The 19,673-nt window shown below is 32.8% G+C and carries 17 protein-coding genes; 11 read left to right on the forward strand and 6 right to left on the reverse strand.

From position 1 onward, the window contains the following. Positions 1–65: 65 nt before the first annotated feature. From trmD to BUB82_RS08020, 4 genes are all read right to left on the reverse strand, one after another. The gene (gene trmD / locus BUB82_RS08005) at positions 66–743 is read right to left on the reverse strand and encodes a tRNA (guanosine(37)-N1)-methyltransferase TrmD (protein WP_073193094.1); all 678 of its coding nucleotides are present in this window, start codon (positions 741–743) and stop codon (positions 66–68) included. Continuing rightward, positions 733–2,043 carry an MFS transporter gene (locus tag BUB82_RS08010; protein WP_073193095.1) on the reverse strand — a complete coding sequence of 437 codons (1,311 nt, stop codon included), beginning with the start codon at positions 2,041–2,043 and terminating at the stop codon, positions 733–735. The genes trmD and BUB82_RS08010 overlap by 11 nt, the downstream gene beginning before the upstream one ends. Positions 2,044–2,045: 2 nt before the next feature. Next, complete coding sequence (locus BUB82_RS08015) at positions 2,046–2,657, reverse strand: hypothetical protein (RefSeq protein ID WP_073193096.1); 612 nt, start codon at positions 2,655–2,657, stop codon at positions 2,046–2,048. Between the two features lie 101 nt (positions 2,658–2,758). After that, a complete protein-coding gene (locus tag BUB82_RS08020) occupies positions 2,759–4,207 on the reverse strand; it encodes a glyceraldehyde-3-phosphate dehydrogenase (RefSeq protein WP_073193097.1) in 1,449 nt (482 codons plus the stop codon). 161 nt (positions 4,208–4,368) lie between these two features. Between BUB82_RS08020 and BUB82_RS08025 the strand changes: the two genes are divergently transcribed. The 4 genes from BUB82_RS08025 to BUB82_RS08040 all read left to right on the forward strand — a co-directional run bounded on the left by BUB82_RS08025 (position 4,369) and on the right by BUB82_RS08040 (position 10,020). Beyond that, on the forward strand, positions 4,369–5,643 hold the full coding sequence (locus tag BUB82_RS08025; protein ID WP_073193098.1) for an NAD(P)/FAD-dependent oxidoreductase: 1,275 nt from the start codon (positions 4,369–4,371) through the stop codon (positions 5,641–5,643). 121 nt (positions 5,644–5,764) lie between these two features. Beyond that, complete coding sequence (gene lon / locus BUB82_RS08030) at positions 5,765–8,215, forward strand: endopeptidase La (protein WP_073193099.1); 2,451 nt, start codon at positions 5,765–5,767, stop codon at positions 8,213–8,215. A 131-nt stretch (positions 8,216–8,346) separates the two neighbouring features. After that, a complete protein-coding gene (gene porQ / locus BUB82_RS08035) occupies positions 8,347–9,357 on the forward strand; it encodes a type IX secretion system protein PorQ (RefSeq protein WP_073193100.1) in 1,011 nt (336 codons plus the stop codon). 45 nt (positions 9,358–9,402) lie between these two features. Beyond that, positions 9,403–10,020 carry an acyloxyacyl hydrolase gene (locus BUB82_RS08040; RefSeq protein ID WP_073193101.1) on the forward strand — a complete coding sequence of 206 codons (618 nt, stop codon included), beginning with the start codon at positions 9,403–9,405 and terminating at the stop codon, positions 10,018–10,020. Here the strand turns inward: BUB82_RS08040 and BUB82_RS08045 are convergent. Further along, positions 10,015–11,001, reverse strand: coding sequence for a formimidoylglutamase (locus BUB82_RS08045; RefSeq protein ID WP_073193102.1), 987 nt, complete (start codon positions 10,999–11,001; stop codon positions 10,015–10,017). The genes BUB82_RS08040 and BUB82_RS08045 overlap by 6 nt on opposite strands. Continuing rightward, positions 10,991–12,235: an imidazolonepropionase gene (gene hutI / locus BUB82_RS08050; RefSeq protein ID WP_073193103.1), complete on the reverse strand. Its 1,245-nt coding sequence runs from the start codon at positions 12,233–12,235 to the stop codon at positions 10,991–10,993. The genes BUB82_RS08045 and hutI overlap by 11 nt, the downstream gene beginning before the upstream one ends. A gap of 187 nt (positions 12,236–12,422) precedes the next feature. Between hutI and BUB82_RS08055 the strand changes: the two genes are divergently transcribed. The 7 genes from BUB82_RS08055 to ribB all read left to right on the forward strand — a co-directional run bounded on the left by BUB82_RS08055 (position 12,423) and on the right by ribB (position 19,616). Further along, positions 12,423–13,061, forward strand: coding sequence for a peroxiredoxin (locus BUB82_RS08055; protein WP_073193104.1), 639 nt, complete (start codon positions 12,423–12,425; stop codon positions 13,059–13,061). Positions 13,062–13,114: 53 nt separating this feature from the next. After that, complete coding sequence (locus BUB82_RS08060; RefSeq protein WP_073193105.1) at positions 13,115–13,429, forward strand: thioredoxin family protein; 315 nt, start codon at positions 13,115–13,117, stop codon at positions 13,427–13,429. Next, positions 13,410–13,661 (forward strand): DUF6952 family protein, encoded by a 252-nt coding sequence (locus BUB82_RS08065; protein ID WP_073193106.1) that lies wholly within the window; start codon positions 13,410–13,412, stop codon positions 13,659–13,661. The genes BUB82_RS08060 and BUB82_RS08065 overlap by 20 nt, the downstream gene beginning before the upstream one ends. Positions 13,662–13,795: 134 nt before the next feature. Next, positions 13,796–16,273 carry an FtsK/SpoIIIE family DNA translocase gene (locus BUB82_RS08070; RefSeq protein WP_073193107.1) on the forward strand — a complete coding sequence of 826 codons (2,478 nt, stop codon included), beginning with the start codon at positions 13,796–13,798 and terminating at the stop codon, positions 16,271–16,273. A 4-nt stretch (positions 16,274–16,277) separates the two neighbouring features. Continuing rightward, positions 16,278–16,928 carry an outer membrane lipoprotein periplasmic chaperone LolA1 gene (locus BUB82_RS08075; protein WP_143185665.1) on the forward strand — a complete coding sequence of 217 codons (651 nt, stop codon included), beginning with the start codon at positions 16,278–16,280 and terminating at the stop codon, positions 16,926–16,928. A 4-nt stretch (positions 16,929–16,932) separates the two neighbouring features. Then, positions 16,933–18,459, forward strand: coding sequence for an LptF/LptG family permease (locus BUB82_RS08080; protein ID WP_073193108.1), 1,527 nt, complete (start codon positions 16,933–16,935; stop codon positions 18,457–18,459). A 26-nt stretch (positions 18,460–18,485) separates the two neighbouring features. Next, on the forward strand, positions 18,486–19,616 hold the full coding sequence (gene ribB, locus BUB82_RS08085) for a 3,4-dihydroxy-2-butanone-4-phosphate synthase (RefSeq protein WP_073193109.1): 1,131 nt from the start codon (positions 18,486–18,488) through the stop codon (positions 19,614–19,616). The last annotated feature ends 57 nt before the right edge of the window (positions 19,617–19,673 follow it).

The raw sequence follows: 19,673 nt of genomic DNA on the forward strand, positions 1-19,673 counted from the left end.
TTCACGATCTTCGTCAGAGGTTAATAATAGTTTGCAAAAATAGTAATTTATTCTAATCTATAAAATTATTCGTCCAACAAATCTGGTCTTAAATTTCTTGTTCGCTCTAGCGCTTTATCATCTCTCCATTTTTCAACGTTTTGATTGTGACCGCTTAACAAGACTTGAGGTACTCCATGACCTTTGTAATTTGAAGGTCTTGTATAAATTGGTGGTGATAATAAATTGTCTTGGAACGAATCTGTTAAGGCCGAAGTTTCATTTCCTAAAACACCTGGAATTAACCTGATAATGGCATCACTTAAAATGGCAGCTCCTAGTTCGCCACCAGAAAGCACATAATCACCAATTGAAATTTCTTTAGTAATGAATAAATCACGTACGCGCTGGTCTACACCTTTATAGTGGCCGCATAAAATAATGATATTTTTTAGTAATGACATTTGGTTAGCCATAGCTTGATTTAATGTTTCGCCATCAGGTGTCATGTAGATGACTTCATCGTAATTGCGTTCACTTTTTAATTTTGAAATACATTTATCTATTGGCTCAATCATCATAACCATGCCGGCGCCGCCACCATATTGGTAATCGTCAACTTGTTTGTAATTATTTGAAGTGTAATCTCTTAAATTATGAAAAAAAACTTCTACATGACCTTTTGAAATAGCTCTTTGAATAATTGAGCCTTCAAACGGACTTTTAATCAAATCAGGGACAACACTTATAATATCAATTCTCATTTTGAATATCTTTTAGTTTTAAACTGAAGGCAATGCAAACAATTAATAAAATTGCAAAGAATATAAATTGATATAAAAGACCAAAATAATCGGTTATTAAACCAAAACTAGCTGTTATAATTGTAAATAGGCCTATAAATGTACTTGCCATGGCAACATAAGTCGGTCTATCTTTATCAGGTGCATAATCTACCAAGTAAGTTTTTCGGCTTAATCTTGCGCCTGCGTAAGCGATAGCATTAACAAAAAATAGAGGTAAAATAAAACTGATAGATATTTGAGATGGATTTTGGAGATAAATTATTATGGCGTATGCAATTCCTATTAAAGCAATACCGCTAGCAATTTGTAAAAGTTTTAAACTTGACTTGTCTGCAATTTTTCCCCAAAGTGGACTGCTAATGATTTGTGCAATGCTAGTTACAACGATTAAATAGCCCAAACTCGCAAATGAATTTCCCGTAAGTTGATTGGCTAAAACCACATAAAAGGGTTGAAGTAGAGGAATAGCCATTAACAATGCTCGGGTAAATAAAAAGTTTCGGTAGTTATCATCAGATTTAATGAATTTTAAACCTTCTTTAATTTCGTTAATTGGTGATCGGCCGCCTTTTGTTGCGCCTTTTTCTTCAGAAATTCCGTAGAAAACAATTGCAGCAAGAAACCATAAAATACCTGCAGAAATAAATAATGTAGCGTAAATTTCAGCTGAAGCATTTTCTTTAACAAAAAAGCTAATAAAAAGTCCTGCTATTAATGCTAATATTCCTCCAAATGTTGACCGATAACTGAGCATTTGTCCACGTTCACCTTTAGGGATTGTTTTGCCAACAACATCTTTAAAACTCACGGAACCTACGCCAGAAGCTATGCTAAATAAAAAAATTAATGCGAGGATGCTGTAAGATGCTAAAGTGCTGTCATGGTAATAAAACACTACAATTCCTCCTAAAAACATACAAATAGATTGTATAATAGCTGCTGTTGTCCAAAAGTATTTTCTTACTTTAAATTGTCTTATTTTCCCGCTCACAATAAGTTGTGGTAGTAATGAACCTATGTCTTTTGCAGGGACCAAACTACCAATTAGAAATACAGGTGCGTTTAAAAAAGTTAAAATCCAAGCAAGCGTTAAATTTGGACTTATAATTGCTTCAGCTAACTTGGTTAGACTACCATTTAAAACATTTAAACTAAAGTTTCTTGGAACATTTGTGCAATCAGAATCGGGAATCGATTTGCAAATACGTGAATCAGAATCCTCTGTTAGGAACTCATAAAAACGATGAGAAACTTTCAATTTTAATTATCTTTTTTAATTTTCTGAAGATCATTTTTAGCGTCCTGAAGTTGCCTACCTAGCTTTTGTTGTTTTTCTAAGGCGTTATGTTTATAATTTTGAAATTCTTGATCGAGGTTTTTAAGGTTAGCTTTAATTTCAGCATTAATAATATGGCTTCTTCTAAACCTAAACATAAAAAATAGCAAAAGCAATAGTAATACAGCAACAATAGACCATAAAACTAAGCGGTATGTTGTTTTGGTTAAACTGATTGAACCAAATAATTTCATTTCTTCTTGCTGATTTTCTAAACTTGAATTTTTTGTTTTTAAACTAGAAACTTCAGCTTTTAGACTTTTAATGGTTTCATTTCTTTTTGAAATGATTTGATCTAAGTTGTTAATTTTAGATTCAAGACGGTCTATCTCATTGGTAACTTCATTTTGTAAACTTCGTATCGCTTGTTTTTTAACGACTTTATAATCTTGATAATTATTGGCTTTTGAAATAGTCGTTTCAAATTGCTTTATAACAGAATTGGCTGTGGAGTCGGTTTTGTTTTGAGCTTGTGAAGGCTTCGCTAATAAAAAGCTAAACATTACAATCGGTAGAAGTTTTAGTTGAAGTTTCATTGTATATGTTTTTAATGGTTGTTAAAAGTAGGCTGTAAAAGTACAAAAAAACCCTTAGCAAAAAGCTAAGGGTCATCCTGAAATCAAAAGAAACAAACATTCTAATAGTAAGTGAAACGTCTTACATTAGAAATATATTTAGCCAACCTGATGACTTGGTGGCTGTATCCATATTCGTTGTCGTACCAAATGTATAAAACCGCATTATTAGATTTACCTTCAACAATAGTAGCGTAACTATCGTAGATTGAAGGTGCCGAAGTGCCAACAATATCACTTGATACTAATTCATTATCTATTGAGTATTTTATTTGTTCTACCAAATCGCCTTCTAAAGCAAAAGATTTAATACAAGCGTTAAGTTCATCTTTAGTAGTTGCTTTATCAAAAGTTAAATTTAAGATTGCCAGAGAGCCATTAGGAACTGGAACTCGAATTGCAGAAGAGGTTAATTTACCTTCAAGTTTTGGTAAGGCTTTAGCCACGGCTTTTCCTGCACCAGTTTCAGTAATCACCATATTAAGTGCTGCTGCACGTCCACGGCGGTACTTTTTATGCATATTATCAACTAAATTCTGGTCGTTGGTATAAGCATGAATAGTTTCTAAATGTCCATGAGATACACCAAAAGTATCATCAACTGCTTTTAAAATTGGAGTAATAGCGTTGGTAGTGCATGAAGCAGCTGAGAATATGTCAACTTTATTAATATCATGCTCGTTTTGATTAACACCGTGAACAATATTAAGAACGCCTTTACCTGGTGCTGTTAAAAGAACCTTTGCAGCGCCTTTAGATTTTAGGTGTCTGCTTAATGCTTCATGATCCCTAAAAGCACCTGTGTTGTCAATAATAAGTGCATTATTAATGTCATATTCAGTATAATCAATATCTTCTGGAGCGTTTGCTGAAATCATATGTACTGTTGTATCATTTATGATTAAAGCTTGATTTTCAACATCAACTGAAACTGTGCCATTAAAATTCGCATGAACAGAATCATTATTAAGTAAAGAAGCTCTTTTCTCTAAAACAGTTTCATTAATTTCACCACGTGTAACAATAGCTCGTAAACGCAATTGATCACCTTTACCTGTTTTTGTAGCTAACTCGCGAGCTAAAAGACGACCAATTCTTCCAAATCCGTATAAAACAACATCTTTTGGTTCAAGTTTGGTAGCTGTTTTTGCATCTGCTAATTTTTTTGAAATAAAGCTAACGGCATTATGCGCATTAGATGGCTCTAGTTGAAATTCATAGGTTAATTTGCCAATATCTAATTTTGATGGTGGTAAATCTAAATTTTGAATAGCTTCGGCAATTTCTACAGAGTCGAATACGGAAATGGGTTTACCAACAAATTCACCTGCATATTCATGTAAACTTAATATTTCACTTGCATTTTTATTGATAAGTGAATTTCTGAATAAAACTAATTCAATAGATTTATCGTAAAATAAATCATTAACAATATTGATAAATTTAACTGAAGATTTTCGGCGATTAGCTTGAAAACTAAGTTCCTTTTCATAATTGTTGGTTGTATTCATGATGGCTAGTAATATTGAAATTTTCGGCAAAAATAGAGATATTTTCAATTTACGAAAACGATTTCGTAGATATTTTTATGAATATTTCAACTGGTAAACGATAAAGTTTATTTAAATTTTTTTCAAACTTCAGTTTAAACTCTACTTTAAAGAAAAATTTCATGTTACCAGAATCAAATTCAGACCGAATTGTAATTATCGGTGGTGGCTTTGCAGGGATTAACTTAGCTAAGTCATTGCAACATACCGATTATCAGGTTTTATTACTTGATAAACAAAATTACCATGCATTTCAGCCATTGTTATACCAGGTAAGTACTTTTGGATTAGAGCCTGACTCTATTGCTTATCCATTGAGGAAACTTTTAAACAAAGCCGATAATTTATTTTTTAAATTGGCAGAAGTCACTTCAATTAATACTTCTCAAAAATTAATTCATTCAAATATAGGAGACATCAATTATGATAAGTTAGTTATTTGTACAGGTACTGAAATTAATTTTTTTGGTAACGACGCTATTAAAAAACACGCTTATTGGATGAAGAGTGTTTCTCAAGCTTTAAATTTAAGAAGCCGAATATTAGAGAATTTAGAAAAAGCTTCTAATGTACAAGATACAGAAGAAAAAAAGGCTTTTTTGCGTTTTGTTATTGCTGGTGCGGGACCAACTGGCGTTGAGTTATGTGGTGCTTTAGGTGAACTTAAACAACATATTTTTAAGGAAGATTATCCTGAATTTGATAGCAACGATATTGAAATTATTTTACTTGAAGGACAATCACGCGTACTGCCTGTAATGTCTAAAACTTCTTCAACAAATGCTGAAAATTATCTTAGAAATTTATCAGTAAAAGTTAAAACTGATGTCATGGTAACTAATTATGATGGTAATCAAGTAAAAACTAGCCAAGATGAAGTGATTCCTACTTACAATTTTATTTGGAGTGCAGGTGTAAAAGGCGCAACGGTTGAAGGTTTAGACCAAGATGTAATTGTAAAACACCGCTATAAAGTTAACGAATTTCATGAAGTTGAAAATGCTGAGGATATATATGCTTTGGGAGACATTGCACTAATGCAAACTTCAGCATTTCCTGACGGGCATCCACAAGTTGCGCAACCTGCAATTCAACAGGCTAAAAATTTAGCAAATAACTTAAAAGCCGCATTGAAAAACGAAAAGCCAAAAGCTTTTAAATATTTTGATAAAGGAACAATGGCAACAATTGGCCGTCATAAAGCTGTAGTCGATTTAAATAAAACAACATTATCTGGTACTATGGCTTGGTATATTTGGATGCTTGTTCATTTGTGGTTTTTAGTTGGCTTTCGAAATAGAATTATTACTTTTGCCAATTGGATTTATAATTATATTAAGTACGATAAAGGCGCCAGATTAATTATTCGTAAATCAAAACCAACTGCCAAATTATAAGTTGGCATGCCTATTGTCCTATTTTAATAAGAATGTAAAAAATACATTCCCTATTCTTAAAATCAAATTATTACAGAATTTGTGAGTTTTAAAAAACTGACAAATTGACTAAAACATTACTATGGCTAAATCAAACATATTTAATATTGACAATTTGTCATCACAAGATATCGAGGAAGATGCGGAGTTAATCCCTTTGATGACGACCGAAGATGAAGAGTTAATTAATAAAGAAGACTTACCAGAAGTTTTACCCATTTTGCCATTAAAAAATACGGTATTATTTCCAGGTGTCGTCATTCCTATTACAGCAGGTAGAGACAAATCAATTCAATTAATTAACGACGCTAATAATGGCGATAAAATTATTGGTGTTGTCACACAAAAGAATGAAGAAAAAGAGCAACCAGATTTAGAAGACATCAATAAAGTTGGTGTTGTAGCAAGGATTTTACGAGTTTTAAAAATGCCTGACGGTAACACAACTGTTATTATTCAAGGTAAAAAGCGCTTTGCGATTAATGAATTAGTTGAAAGTGAACCTTACTTAAAATGCAGCGTTTTAGAGGTTCCTGAAAAAAGGCCAAACCTAGTTGATGAAGAATTTTCAGCAATAATAGATTCTATCAAAGATTTATCGCTTCGAATTATTAAAGATAGTCCTAACATACCTTCTGAAGCTTCGTTTGCCATTAAAAATATCGAGAGTTCTTCATTCTTGGTCAATTTTGTTTCATCAAACATGAATTTAGATGTAGCAGATAAACAAGAATTACTTGAAACAAACGATTTAAAAGATCGCGCTTTAGCCACTCTAAAATATATGAATTTAGAGTTTCAAAAACTTGAATTAAAAAACGATATTCAGTCGAAGGTGCAGAATGATATGAGCCAACAACAGCGTGAATATTTTCTGCACCAACAAATGAAAACAATTCAAGAAGAATTAGGTGGTGTTTCTCATGAATCTGAAATTGAAGAAATGCGTCAACGCGCCAAATCTAAAAAGTGGGATAAAAAGGTAAACGAGCATTTCCAGAAAGAGTTGGCAAAAATGCAGCGAATGAACCCACAAGTAGCGGAGTTTTCTATACAACGTAACTATTTAGATTTATTTTTAGACCTGCCTTGGAATGAGTTTAGTAAAGATAAATTTGATTTAAATAAAGCTCAAAAAATTCTTGATCGCGACCATTATGGTTTAGAAGACGTAAAAAGAAGAATTATTGAATATTTGGCTGTTTTAAAGTTGCGAAATGATATGAAATCGCCAATTCTTTGCTTATATGGACCTCCAGGCGTAGGTAAAACTTCACTAGGTAAATCAGTTGCAGAAGCCTTAGGTAGAGAATATGTTCGTATCTCACTTGGCGGACTTCGTGATGAGGCCGAAATTAGAGGTCATAGAAAAACATATATCGGTGCCATGCCAGGGCGAATTATTCAAAGTTTGAAAAAAGCAGGTACGTCTAATCCAGTTTTTGTATTAGATGAAATCGATAAGCTGAGCAATTCTCACCAAGGCGATCCATCATCAGCATTATTAGAAGTGCTCGACCCAGAGCAAAATAGCGAGTTTCACGATAATTTTTTAGAGCTCGGCTTCGATCTATCGAAAGTCATGTTTATAGCTACCTCAAATAATTTAGGGACTATTCAGCCAGCTTTACGTGATAGAATGGAAATCATCAATGTTAACGGTTACACTATTGAAGAAAAGGTTGAAATAGCAAAACGACATTTACTTCCTAAACAAATTAAAGAACACGGACTCAAGAAAAACCAAATTAAAATAGGCAAACCTCAATTAGAAAAAATTATAGAAGGTTATACGCGTGAGTCAGGTGTTCGCGGTCTTGAAAAACAAATTGCAAAAGTTGTACGCTACATCGCAAAATCTATTGCAATGGAAGAAGAGCATGATGCAAAAATAAATAATGATAAATTAGTTGAAGTTTTAGGACCAGCAAGGCTTGAGCGCAACCGTTATGAAAATAATGATGTTGCTGGAGTTGTAACTGGTTTAGCCTGGACAAGCGTAGGTGGTGATATTTTATTTATAGAGTCTATTTTATCTAAAGGCAAAGGCAATCTTAACATTACTGGAAACTTAGGTAAAGTCATGAAAGAGTCGGCAACCATTGCCATGGAATACATCAAAGCAAATTCTGAAAATTTTGATATTAATCCTGATGTTTTTTCAAATTATAATGTGCATATTCATGTACCAGAAGGTGCCACACCAAAAGATGGCCCTAGTGCAGGAATTACAATGTTAACTTCATTAGTTTCATTATTCACACAGCGAAAAGTTAAAAAGAGCATTGCTATGACTGGTGAAATCACACTTCGAGGAAAAGTGTTACCAGTAGGCGGAATTAAAGAAAAAATCTTAGCCGCCAAGCGTGCTAAAGTAAAAGAAATTATTCTGTGTGCAGATAATAAAAAAGATATTGAAGAAATTAAGGCTGATTATTTAAAAGGCTTGAAATTTCATTTTGTAAGTGATATGTCTGAAGTTTTAGAAATCGCTTTAACTCAACAAAAAGTAAAAAACGCAAAAGTACTTTAAAATCGAGCCAAATTTCACAATAAAACCAGTGATTTGAGTCAAATCACTGGTTTTTTAATACTTTTGCTTTATATAAAATATTCAACTTATTTTAGCGTTTTGATGATTACCAAATACAGTTGTCAACATTCATGAGAATTTTAATCGGTTTAATTTTAGTATGTTTTACTGCATTTGGTCAAATTGGTGGTCGCCATACCTATGAATTTTTAAACCTTCCTAATTCACCAAAAATTTCTGCACTTGGCGGTAAAAATATAACACTTGTAAATTCAGACCCAACAAGTGCTATTTCAAATCCAGCAAATATTAATTATTTAATGGATAAGCAGTTGAGTGTTAATTACATGAATTATCTTGCCGATGTTAATTACGGTACTGCAGCATACGCCTATTTATTAGATCGACGCACACAAGTGGTTCAAGCTAGTTTAACTTACATTAATTACGGTAATTTTGATGGTTACGATGAGTTTGGAAATAATACACAAGAATTTTCTGGAAACGAAGCTGCTTTTCAGGCAGGTTACGCATCACAAATTGGGCGAAGTGATTTTTATGCTGGTGCTAATATTAATTTAATAACCTCAAAATTAGAACAGTACAGCTCTTTTGCCGCCGCCTTAGATTTAGGCTTAACTTATAAATATGATAAATGGGATTTAGTTATTTCAGGGGTAATTAAAAATTTAGGCTACCAATTTAAACCATTTAACGAAGTTAGAGAGACTCTACCTTTTGAAATTATTTTAGGGATGTCTCAACAACTTAAAAACGTACCAGTGCGTTGGCATATTACTTATGACCAAGCACAAATATGGAATGTAGCTTTTAGAAATACTAACCGAGATGAAGTTGATTTAGAAGGTAATCTAGCCCCAGATGACCCAAGTTTTTTTAATAACATTTTAAGGCATACAATTATAGGTCTTGAATTATTTCCTGAAGGTGGTTTTAATATTCAGCTAGGTTATAGCTTTAGAAGAGGTGAAGAACTAAGAATTCTAGAACAACGTGCTTTTGCAGGCTTGTCAGGTGGTTTTTCTATAAGATTTAATAAAGTTAGGTTTAATTATGCCTATTCGCGTTTTAATCGTGCTGGTGCTTCAAATTTTATCGGCTTAGGAATAGACTTATATTAATCTATTAACATCAACATTATTTTGCATTCTAAACGTTTTTTTTATTTGCTTTTTATATGTTTAGGATGCTTACAAATATCTCGAGCTCAATTTCAATTTTTTTCAGAAAGTCGAAAAATTGGAATCAGTTTTGGGGAAGGTCAACAAAATAGATTTCCATATCAGAATGACAATTACCGTTTTGAACATCAACACCTAAAGCTAGCTTTTAATCAAGTTTTTTATAAATCTTCCTATTTTGAGTTAGAGTTACAGATTGAGCCTGTTTATTATTGGTCTAAACACCAATTACTTAATAAGTATTTTATTCAACCACAACACTTTACAGATTATGAGTCTCTGCGTGAAAAATATACGCAAGAGCGAAAATTTAATAGTTATGCGGTTAATTTTGGAGTGCTTTTGAGACATTACATTTCTCAATTTTATAGTCTATATGCCCTAGCAAGTGTAGGACCAATGTATAGCGATGCCGGTACTGAGCGTGTTAAAAACGGTTTTACTTTTACAGATATTTTAGGTTTAGGCACTAGTCTTCATTTTCATCGGTTCCAAATAGACTTGCGTTTATATGCCAAACACGATTCTAATGCCAATTTAAAAACGCCTAATCACGGTCATAATTCAGTTGTTGTTGAAACTGGTGTTTTGTATAGATTATGATTTATTTTTTCTGATATAATCGCTAACAAAATAGGCGAGTGCTTTACCTGAATTGAAATGCTTAGATGGTTGTGCTTCACAAATATGAAGGTATTTAGATTGACTATTGCGGGTTACTTTAATAAAAGTTCTAATGTCAGCCATAGAAAAACCGCTAGGTGTTGAGGCGCTAGATGGAAAATTTTCAATGGCATCACAATCTAATTCTAAACCGAATTTGTTGTCTAAGAAATTCATCATTGACTTGAAATGCACAGTTTTATCTAATGTTGTGAGATGCACTAAATCTTCAAATAAGTCAAATTTCATTTTTTTACCTTTTTCAAATTCTTGAAAAATAGCATCAGAGGTGTAATTTTTGTGTAAACCAAAAACGGCATACTTATCTAAAAATTGATGGGCTTTGGCGTATGAAAATCCGTTGCCACTATGCCGATGTTCTAAACTTCTGTAATCTGTATGTGCATCTATATTCAAAACATTTATCTTTTGGTCTAAAGCTTCCGAAACACCTTTGATAATTGGGTAGGCATTGTTGTGTCCGCCACCTATTACAATTGGTATTTTTTCAGATTTAACGATTTTCTGAATCAATTGACTAACTGCTTCATCAAGTTCTTGAACCAAATCATCAAAAACTTCAGCTTGTTCGGGTAATTCTAAGTTCAAGGCACGTTCTTGCAGGCTTGCAGTATTAAATTCGCCTAAAATAATAACATCTTCAGGGTGATTATATTTGTTAGATTGGATGTTTAAAAATGCTTTTAAAAATTCTTCCCACATTAAATGCGCGTTAGATGCGCCATAATTAGCGCGAATACCTATGTTTTCAGGAATACCTAAAATTACAAATTGTTCATCACGGTTTTGGAGTTCATCAATTGAATTTAAACAGGTTATAGACTCACCAAGTTTAACTTCACCAGAGCGATTTTTCGTGAAATTTTTAAGTTTTTGAGGTGTAAATATATTAAATGTCATGTTCTTGTCGTTTTCCGTTAATCCAAACTTGATCAATAGAATTAGTGCCAAAGGCGTATGGTAAAAATCCGTATGAAGGTATTGGTTTAGTTATCATGAAGTTAGCTTTTTTGTCTTTAGCTATACTACCAATTTCGTCTTGAAGTTCAAGTGCAAACGCGGCATTAATAGTTGCGGCATTTATGGCCTGTTCTGGTGTTAACTTCAATTTTATACAAGCTAAAGAAACAACAAAATTCATGTTGCCGCTAGGTGTGCTTCCTGGGTTGAAGTCTGATGCAAGGGCTAAAGGAATTTCAGCATCGATGAGTTGTTTTACAGGTGTGTAATTTATACCTAAATAAAACGAGCATGAAGGTAAAGCAACCGCAATTGTATCTGCTTTTTTAAGGTGTTGAACGTCTTCTTCAGTTAAGACTTCTAAATGGTCAACACTTAAAATATTATGTTTTGCAGCCAATTGAATACCACCAAAACTTTTAAATTGGTTCACATGAATTTTGGCTTTCAATCCATATTCATTTCCTGCTTTAATAATGCGTTCTGTATCTTCTAAATCAAAATAACCGTCTTCACAAAACACGTCAATATAGTCAGCTAAACTTTTTTCTGCGATTTCTGGCAAAATATGATTAATGGCATAAGTAACATATTCAGCAGAGGTTTTAAACTCTTTAGGTTGGGCATGAGCTCCTAAAAAGCTAGCTTTAATAGGTAGGCTGTAATTTTCTTGAAGTTTTTGAATCACTTTTAGCATCTTAAGTTCAGCTTCTTTTGTAAGACCATACCCAGATTTAATTTCAACAGCACCAGTTCCTAATTGTATAACTTCTTTTAAACGTTGCTCAGATTGTAGATAAAGTTCTTCAAAACTTGTTTGTTGTAAAGTTTTAGCTGAATTTAAAATACCACCACCGTTTTGAGCAATTTCTGCATAGGTTTTACCTTTTATTCTCTGTACAAATTCTTGTTCACGATTACCGGCGTAAACAATGTGAGTGTGGCTATCTACCCAAGTTGGTAATATGAATTTCCCGTTGCAATTAACTTCTTGATCAAAATGAAGTTTTGGTAAGCTTTTCATTTCACCAAAATCAATAATAATTTGGTCTTCAATTAATAACCAAGCCTGGTCTATTTTAGGCAGTTCATCAAAAGCTGCGCCTACTAAAGCTTGTTTATTAGCTTCACGGACTTGTAATAGAGACTTAATGTGTGTAAATAAAATACGCATAGAATAATTTAAGTGTTACAATGTTAATGATTTTCTGTAAACTTTAATAATTTAAGGGCTTTCCTACACCGATTTCAGTGCTATAAGATTTATCTATGACAATATAATTAAAAGATAAGTTAAAGCGATGTGTAAATCGAACTTAGCCCTTATTTTTGCATTGAATAATCAACTAAAAAATAACATTATGTCAATTGTAGGAAACAAATTTCCAGATTTAGTCGTTAACGCCATGGATGAAATGGGCGACACAATTCAAATCAACATCCTAGAAAAAGCGAAGAAAGAAAACAAAAAAATTGTTTTATTCTGGTATCCTAAAGATTTTACTTATGTATGTCCGACAGAATTACATGCTTTTCAAGAAGCTTTACCAGAATTTGAGAAACGTAACACAATTGTAATTGGCGCTTCTTGTGATACACCAGAAGTTCATTTTGCTTGGTTAAGCACTTCTAAAGATGATGGTGGAATTGAAGGTGTAACTTACCCGATTTTAGCTGATTCTAATCGTAACTTGAGTAGCCGTTTAGGGATTCTAGACACAACTAACGAGCGTTATGATGACGAAACTGGTCACATTACGGTAGATGGTGATAATGTTACTTACCGTGCTACTTACTTAATAGATGAAGAAGGAACAGTATTTCATGAAGGTGTTAACCACATGCCATTAGGACGTAACGTTAATGAATTTATTAGAATGATTGATGCGTACGCTCATGTTCAAAAACATGGCGAAGTTTGTCCTGCAAATTGGGAAGAAGGTAAAGATGCTATGCAACCAAATAGAGAAGGTACAGCATCTTACTTATCAAACAAATAAATTATAATCTCGCCAAGACCTTAATTGGTCTTGGCTATTAAAAAAATTAAATTATGTTTAAGGAATTAGAACAAGATATTTTACAAGAAGAAGTTAACGATAATGAAACTGTTGTTGTTCAGTATGCGGCATCATGGTGTGGCAACTGCCGACTTATGAAACCAAAATTTAAAAAGTTGGCTCGTGAAAATGAAGCAGCATCTTTTATTATTGTTGATGCAGAAAAGTTTCCAGAATCTAGAAAACTTGCTAATGTGAATAACCTACCAACATTTGCAACATTTAGAAATGGAAAATTCGTTAATCAAGTACAAACTAACAAATTTGAATCTTTAAAAGAATTAGTCGATGAAGTTACCAATAATTAAGCATTTTCAAAAAAACAATGAGTCACAAAAGCTAGAACATACTATTGAAGTTTTAGAGAGTTTTTGTGAACACAGATCTGTCAAAGAACACGAAATGGATGTTGTAGGAGAAATTATTACCAACATCGCTGGCGCAATTGAAATGGATAAACTCATTAAAGATAAAGGCATGTCTGAAAAAGATGCCGCTAACACATTTGCTAAGCGAGTCTTAGGTTCTATAGATCAATAAAAGAAGCAAATATTTGCTTCTTTTTTTTTGTCTACAGAAATTCTACTCCTCCAATAACTCTGCTTTTATTCAACTTATTTTAGATTTGGCCACAAATACTTTTATATTTGTACTTTTAAGACCTAAGATTTTTCATGGCCAAAACAAAATCTAAAAAAGCGGCTTCAAAAGCAAAAAAACCAGCAAAGCCTAAGTTTAAATTAACTAGAAAGCACCACATTATTTTAGGGAGTTTTCTATTTTTTTTCGCTCTAGGTTTATTGGTTGCTTTTATATCGTTTTTATTTACTTGGCAATTTGACCAAAGCATTGTTACTTCTAGTCAAGTTGACAGTCAGCCAAAAAACTGGCTCAGTATGTTTGGTGCCAGTATATCTCACTTTTTCATTTTTAAAGGTTTTGGGGTTGCCATGTTTAGCTTGCCATTTATGTTAGCTTTAACGGGATTAAAGTTATTTTTAAACCTTGATAATTTAAAACTTTTAAACATTTGGTTTTGGGGTTGTTATGTAATATTATTACTATCACTCTCATTGTCATATTTCGCCCATGATTTTCCAATTCTAGGAGGCGTTGTTGGTTTTGAGCTTCATGAATTAATCACCAACTACATTGGTGCTATTGGTTTGTTATTGCTACTTATTTTTATGTTTATCGTGTATTTAGTGGCTAGAATAAATCTCACTCCTGAAAAAGTAGTCCAATTTTTTAATAAGAAATCTGAATCAGTTAAAGCAGAATTTCAAGACAATACGAATCAAAATGCAGCCACAAGCAAAGCACATTATGATACGAATAAAACTTCAGAAGGGCAATCTGCATCAGCTGAAGCTACCGATAATAATACTACCGAAGAACCTTCAACTGAACCGCAAGCTAATGAGGTAGAATTCGAAAATTCACTAGAACCAAAAAATCAAAATTCAAGTTTAACAGAAACCAACCCATCAGATCAAAATTCCACCGAAAATAAAGCACAACAAGCTGAAAAAGTTGTTATTAAATCAAATGATGATGATTTAGGAATGGAAGTAGAAGCCGCCAAAGAAGAAGATGAAGATGATGTTGACACTAAATCTAAAAAAATAGTTGAAAATTTTGGTGAATTTGATCCTACATTAGAACTCTCAAATTATCAATTTCCATCAACCGAATTACTTGAAGATCATGGTTCAGGTAGCATTAAAATAGATCAAGCCGAACTTGAGGCTAATAAAAACAAGATTGTAGATACTTTAAATAATTATAAAATAGGTATTGCACAAATTAAAGCAACTGTAGGGCCAACAGTCACCTTATATGAAATTATTCCTGATGCTGGAATACGTATTTCTAAAATTAAAAATTTAGAAGATGATATTGCTTTATCACTTTCAGCTTTAGGTATACGTATTATTGCACCAATTCCAGGAAAAGGCACGATTGGTATTGAAGTTCCTAATCAAAATCCAGCGATTGTTTCCATGCGAAGTGTGGCAGCTTCAAACAAGTTTCAAAATGCCGAAATGCAGCTGCCAATTGCTTTTGGAAAAACCATATCTAATGAAACATTTGTGGTAGATTTAGCTAAAATGCCTCACTTGTTAATGGCTGGAGCCACTGGGCAAGGTAAGTCAGTTGGGTTAAATGTTATCTTAACCTCTTTATTGTATCAAAAACATCCAGCTGAGGTTAAATTTATTTTGGTAGACCCTAAAAAAGTAGAACTGACTTTATTCAATAAAATAGAACGTCACTATTTAGCTAAACTTCCTGATACTGATGAAGCTATTATTACCGATAATACTAAAGTTATCGATACGCTTAATTCATTATGTATTGAAATGGATGCGCGTTACGATTTACTTAAAGATGCTTTAGTGCGTAATATTTCAGAATATAATGCAAAATTTAAAAAACGAAAGTTAAACCCTGAAAATGGTCACCGATATTTACCATACATTGTTTTAGTAGTTGATGAGTTTGCCGATTTAATTATGACTGCCGGTAAAGAAGTTGAAGCACCAATTGCCCGTTTAGCGCAATTAGCACGTGCGATAGGAATCCATTTAATTATTGCTACTCAAAGACCTTCAGTTAATGTAATTACAGGGATGATAAAAGCTAACTTTCCTGCTAGAATTGCTTTTAGAGTGACTTCAAAAATAGATTCTCGAACAATTTTAGATGCTGGCGGTGCAGACCAACTTATTGGTCGCGGAGATATGTTGTTTACACAAGGAAACGACTTAATTCGTTTACAGTGTGCTTTTGTAGACACACCTGAAGTTGAAAAGATAACTGAATTTATCGGTTCTCAAAAAGCATATCCTGATGCTTATCAATTACCAGAATATAGCGGTGAAGATTCACAATCTACACTAGCAAATGATATAGATGAGCGTGATAAATTATTTGAACAAGCGGCAGAAGTTATTGTAACAGCTCAGCAAGGTTCGGCATCGTTATTGCAAAGAAAATTGAAATTAGGCTATAATCGTGCTGGACGTATTATAGACCAACTTGAAGCAGCCGGAATTGTAGGTCCATTTGAAGGTAGTAAAGCACGTCAAGTAAATGTGCCAGATTTAATGGCTTTAAAACAATTATTAGAAAATGAAAAGAATGCATAATATTATGAAATCAACGTTTTTAACCACTTTAACTGTCTTACTATTTTTTAGCTTTAATATTAAAGCACAAAGTGATGCTAAAGCACAAAATTTAATTTCAGAAGTTTTATCTAAAGTAAAGGCTTACGATAATATTCAAGTTGAATTTTCATACATACTAGAAAATACACAAGAAAAATTAAAGCAAGAAACAAGAGGTAGCTTAAGTTTAAAGGATGAAAAATATTTGCTTAATCTTATGGGAACAACCCAACTGTTTGATGGCGAAAAAATTTATACCATCATTCCTGAAGATGAAGAAATTACCATATCAAACTATAATCCTGAAAATGATAATCAACTCACACCTTCAAAAATGCTCACTTTTTTTGAAGAAGGCTACATTTATAAAAATGATATTTTACAAAATAAAGATGGCCGAAAAATTCAGTATGTAAAACTCATCGCTAAAGATTCTGAAGCTGATATGCAAGAAGCTTTAATCGGAATAGACCAAATGACAAAGCATATTTATAACTTAATTCAATCTCAAGATAACGGAACTAGAATTGAAATTAGAGTGACTAAATTCAAGCCTAATCAACCTTTATCAACAAACATGTTTAGCTTTGATGAGTCGCGATACCCAGATTATTACATCAATAATTTAGACTAAACTATTGAAAATTCTTGATCGCTATATTCTAGTATCGTTCTTAAAAACCTTTATCGCGGTTTTTACGATCTTGATGCTTATTTTTATCTTACAAGCTGTTTGGATGTTTATTTCAGACTTAGCTGGTAAAGATTTAGGAATTTGGGTGGTCGCTAAATTTCTTTTCTTCTACTCACCAAATCTAGTGCCGCTTGTTTTACCACTTACCATATTAGTGAGTTCAATCATGACATTTGGTAATTTTTCAGAGCATTACGAATTTGCAGCCATGAAGTCTTCAGGAATTTCATTGCAACGCGCCATGCGTAGTCTTTCGGTGTTTATTGTTTTGTTAGGCATTTTAACCTTCTTTTTTAGTAATAATGTTATTCCTGCAGCCGAATTTAAAGCTGGTAGCATGAAGCGAAACATTGCTAAAGTACAACCAGCAATGGCAATTGTAGAAGGCGCATTTAATGATGTTGGTGATATTAATATTAAAGTCAACAAAAAATCTGGCGAAAATGGTAACAAGCTAGAACAAGTTATTATACATAAGAAAAGTGCCAACCGATCAGGAAATTATACCGTCATTAAAGCCGAACGCGGCCAACTTCAATCTGAAGAAAATTCAAATACCTTGTCTCTCGTGTTGTTTGACGGAAACTATTATAATGAGATTATTCCTTCTTCATTTGAAGAACGCCGTAAACGCCCATTTGTAAAGAGCGAATTTGAACGTTATGTCATTAATATAGATTTAACTCAGGTAAACAAAGTTGATATTGATGATGATGAAAATCATCCGTTTAAGCAATTAAATATCAATGAGTTAAAAACGCAATTAGATTCGTTTTCTACCGATTTCAGAAACAACTTAAAACGCTATCAGAAAAGTGTTAATCTAAGGAATGGTTTATCAAGAATAGTTGAAGTTGATAGCGCACCAAATTACAATAAACTGAAGCTACCATCATCAAAATTCGCAAAAAAGACCAAAGAAGATTACAAAGCAGTTAAAAAGCTTTCAAACACAGCAAAAAATAATGTTGATTCTATTTTAAATTTATACAATACATCTCAACAACAGCAATTGCTAAGCATTGCTATAAATACTATTAATAGTATTTCACCGCAAATTAGTGCTCGTCAAAATTTATATAAAAATCGTACTATTTTTTTAAATAAAATCGAGATGAAGCTTCATGACAAATATGCGCTTGGTTTTGCATGTGTTGTATTGTTTTTTGTTGGCGCTCCATTAGGAGCCATAATTAGAAAAGGTGGTTTAGGCTTACCCATGATTGTAGCTATTGTTTTATTTTTAGTTTACCATTTTATTGATCTATTTGCAGGAAATAGTGCAGAAAGTAATAAAATACCTCCTTTTTTGGGTTCTTGGCTTTCAACCATAATTATGTTACCACTTGGTGTTTATTTAACCTATCGCGCTACTACAGATCAAGGCTTTATCAATTTAGATATTATTACTGTACCAATTCAAAAATTGTTAATTAAACTGAAATTGAAAAAGCCAAATAAAGAAGATTGATAACTTTGAATCCTAAACAAAACTAAATGAGTCAAGCTATAAAGTTAGATAGTATTCAAGATGCTATTGAAGATATTAAAAAAGGAAAAGTTATTATCGTTGTAGATGATGAAGATCGTGAAAATGAAGGTGATTTCTTAGCTGCTGCAGAAGCCGTCACCCCTGAAATGATTAATTTTATGGCCAAATATGGTCGCGGTTTAATTTGTTCACCATTAACCGAAGGTCGTTGTAAAGATCTTCATTTACATACCATGGTAGGCAATAATACCGATCCAATGGAAACCGCTTTTACCGTTTCAGTTGATTTAAGAGGGCAAGGCGTCACTACAGGGATTTCAGCTTCAGACCGAGCAAAAACAATTAAAGCTTTAACAGATTCTTCAACCAAAGCACATGATTTAAATCGCCCTGGACATATTTTTCCACTTATAGCCAAAGAAGGTGGCGTTTTAAGAAGAACTGGCCATACGGAAGCAGCCATCGACTTTGCAAGATTAGCAGGTTTAAATCCAGCTGGTGTGATTTGTGAAATTATGAATGAAGATGGCACAATGTCACGTTTAGCGCAATTAGTTGAAGTTGCTAAAGAACACGATCTAAAACTCGTAAGTATTGAAGATTTAGTAGCTTATAGAATGTTACATGATTCTTTAATTGAGAAAAAAGAAGATTTTGATATTCATACCAAATTCGGGAAATACCGTTTAAGAGCTTACCAACAAACGACTAATAGTCATGTACATCTAGCATTAACAAAAGGCACTTGGGAGGCTAATGAAGAAGTTTTAGTTCGTGTAAATTCTACCTTAGTTAACAATGATATTTTAGGGACGTTAACCAACGACGCCGATAAAAAACTCGATGACATGTTTAAAACTTTAAATAAACATGAATCAGGTGCAATTGTTTTTATTAATCAAGATACACAAGGCTTAAACTTATTAGGTCGACTTAAAGTTTTGAAAGAAAATCAAGCTAACAAAAAATATAAAGCGCCTAGCGTTGCAATGGATCATAAAGATTTTGGCATTGGGGCACAAATCTTACATGATTTAGGCATTCATAAAATTAAATTGATGTCTAACTCTAAACAACAAAAACGTGTTGGGATGATTGGCTATGGTCTTGAAATAACGGAGTATATTACCTATTGATTTCTATTTGAAGTCTACTCTCTTGTCATTTAGAAAGAAATTAAAGCTATTCAGAAA

This window comes from Psychroflexus salarius, from assembly GCF_900129035.1.
GTDB lineage: Bacteria > Bacteroidota > Bacteroidia > Flavobacteriales > Flavobacteriaceae > Psychroflexus > Psychroflexus salarius.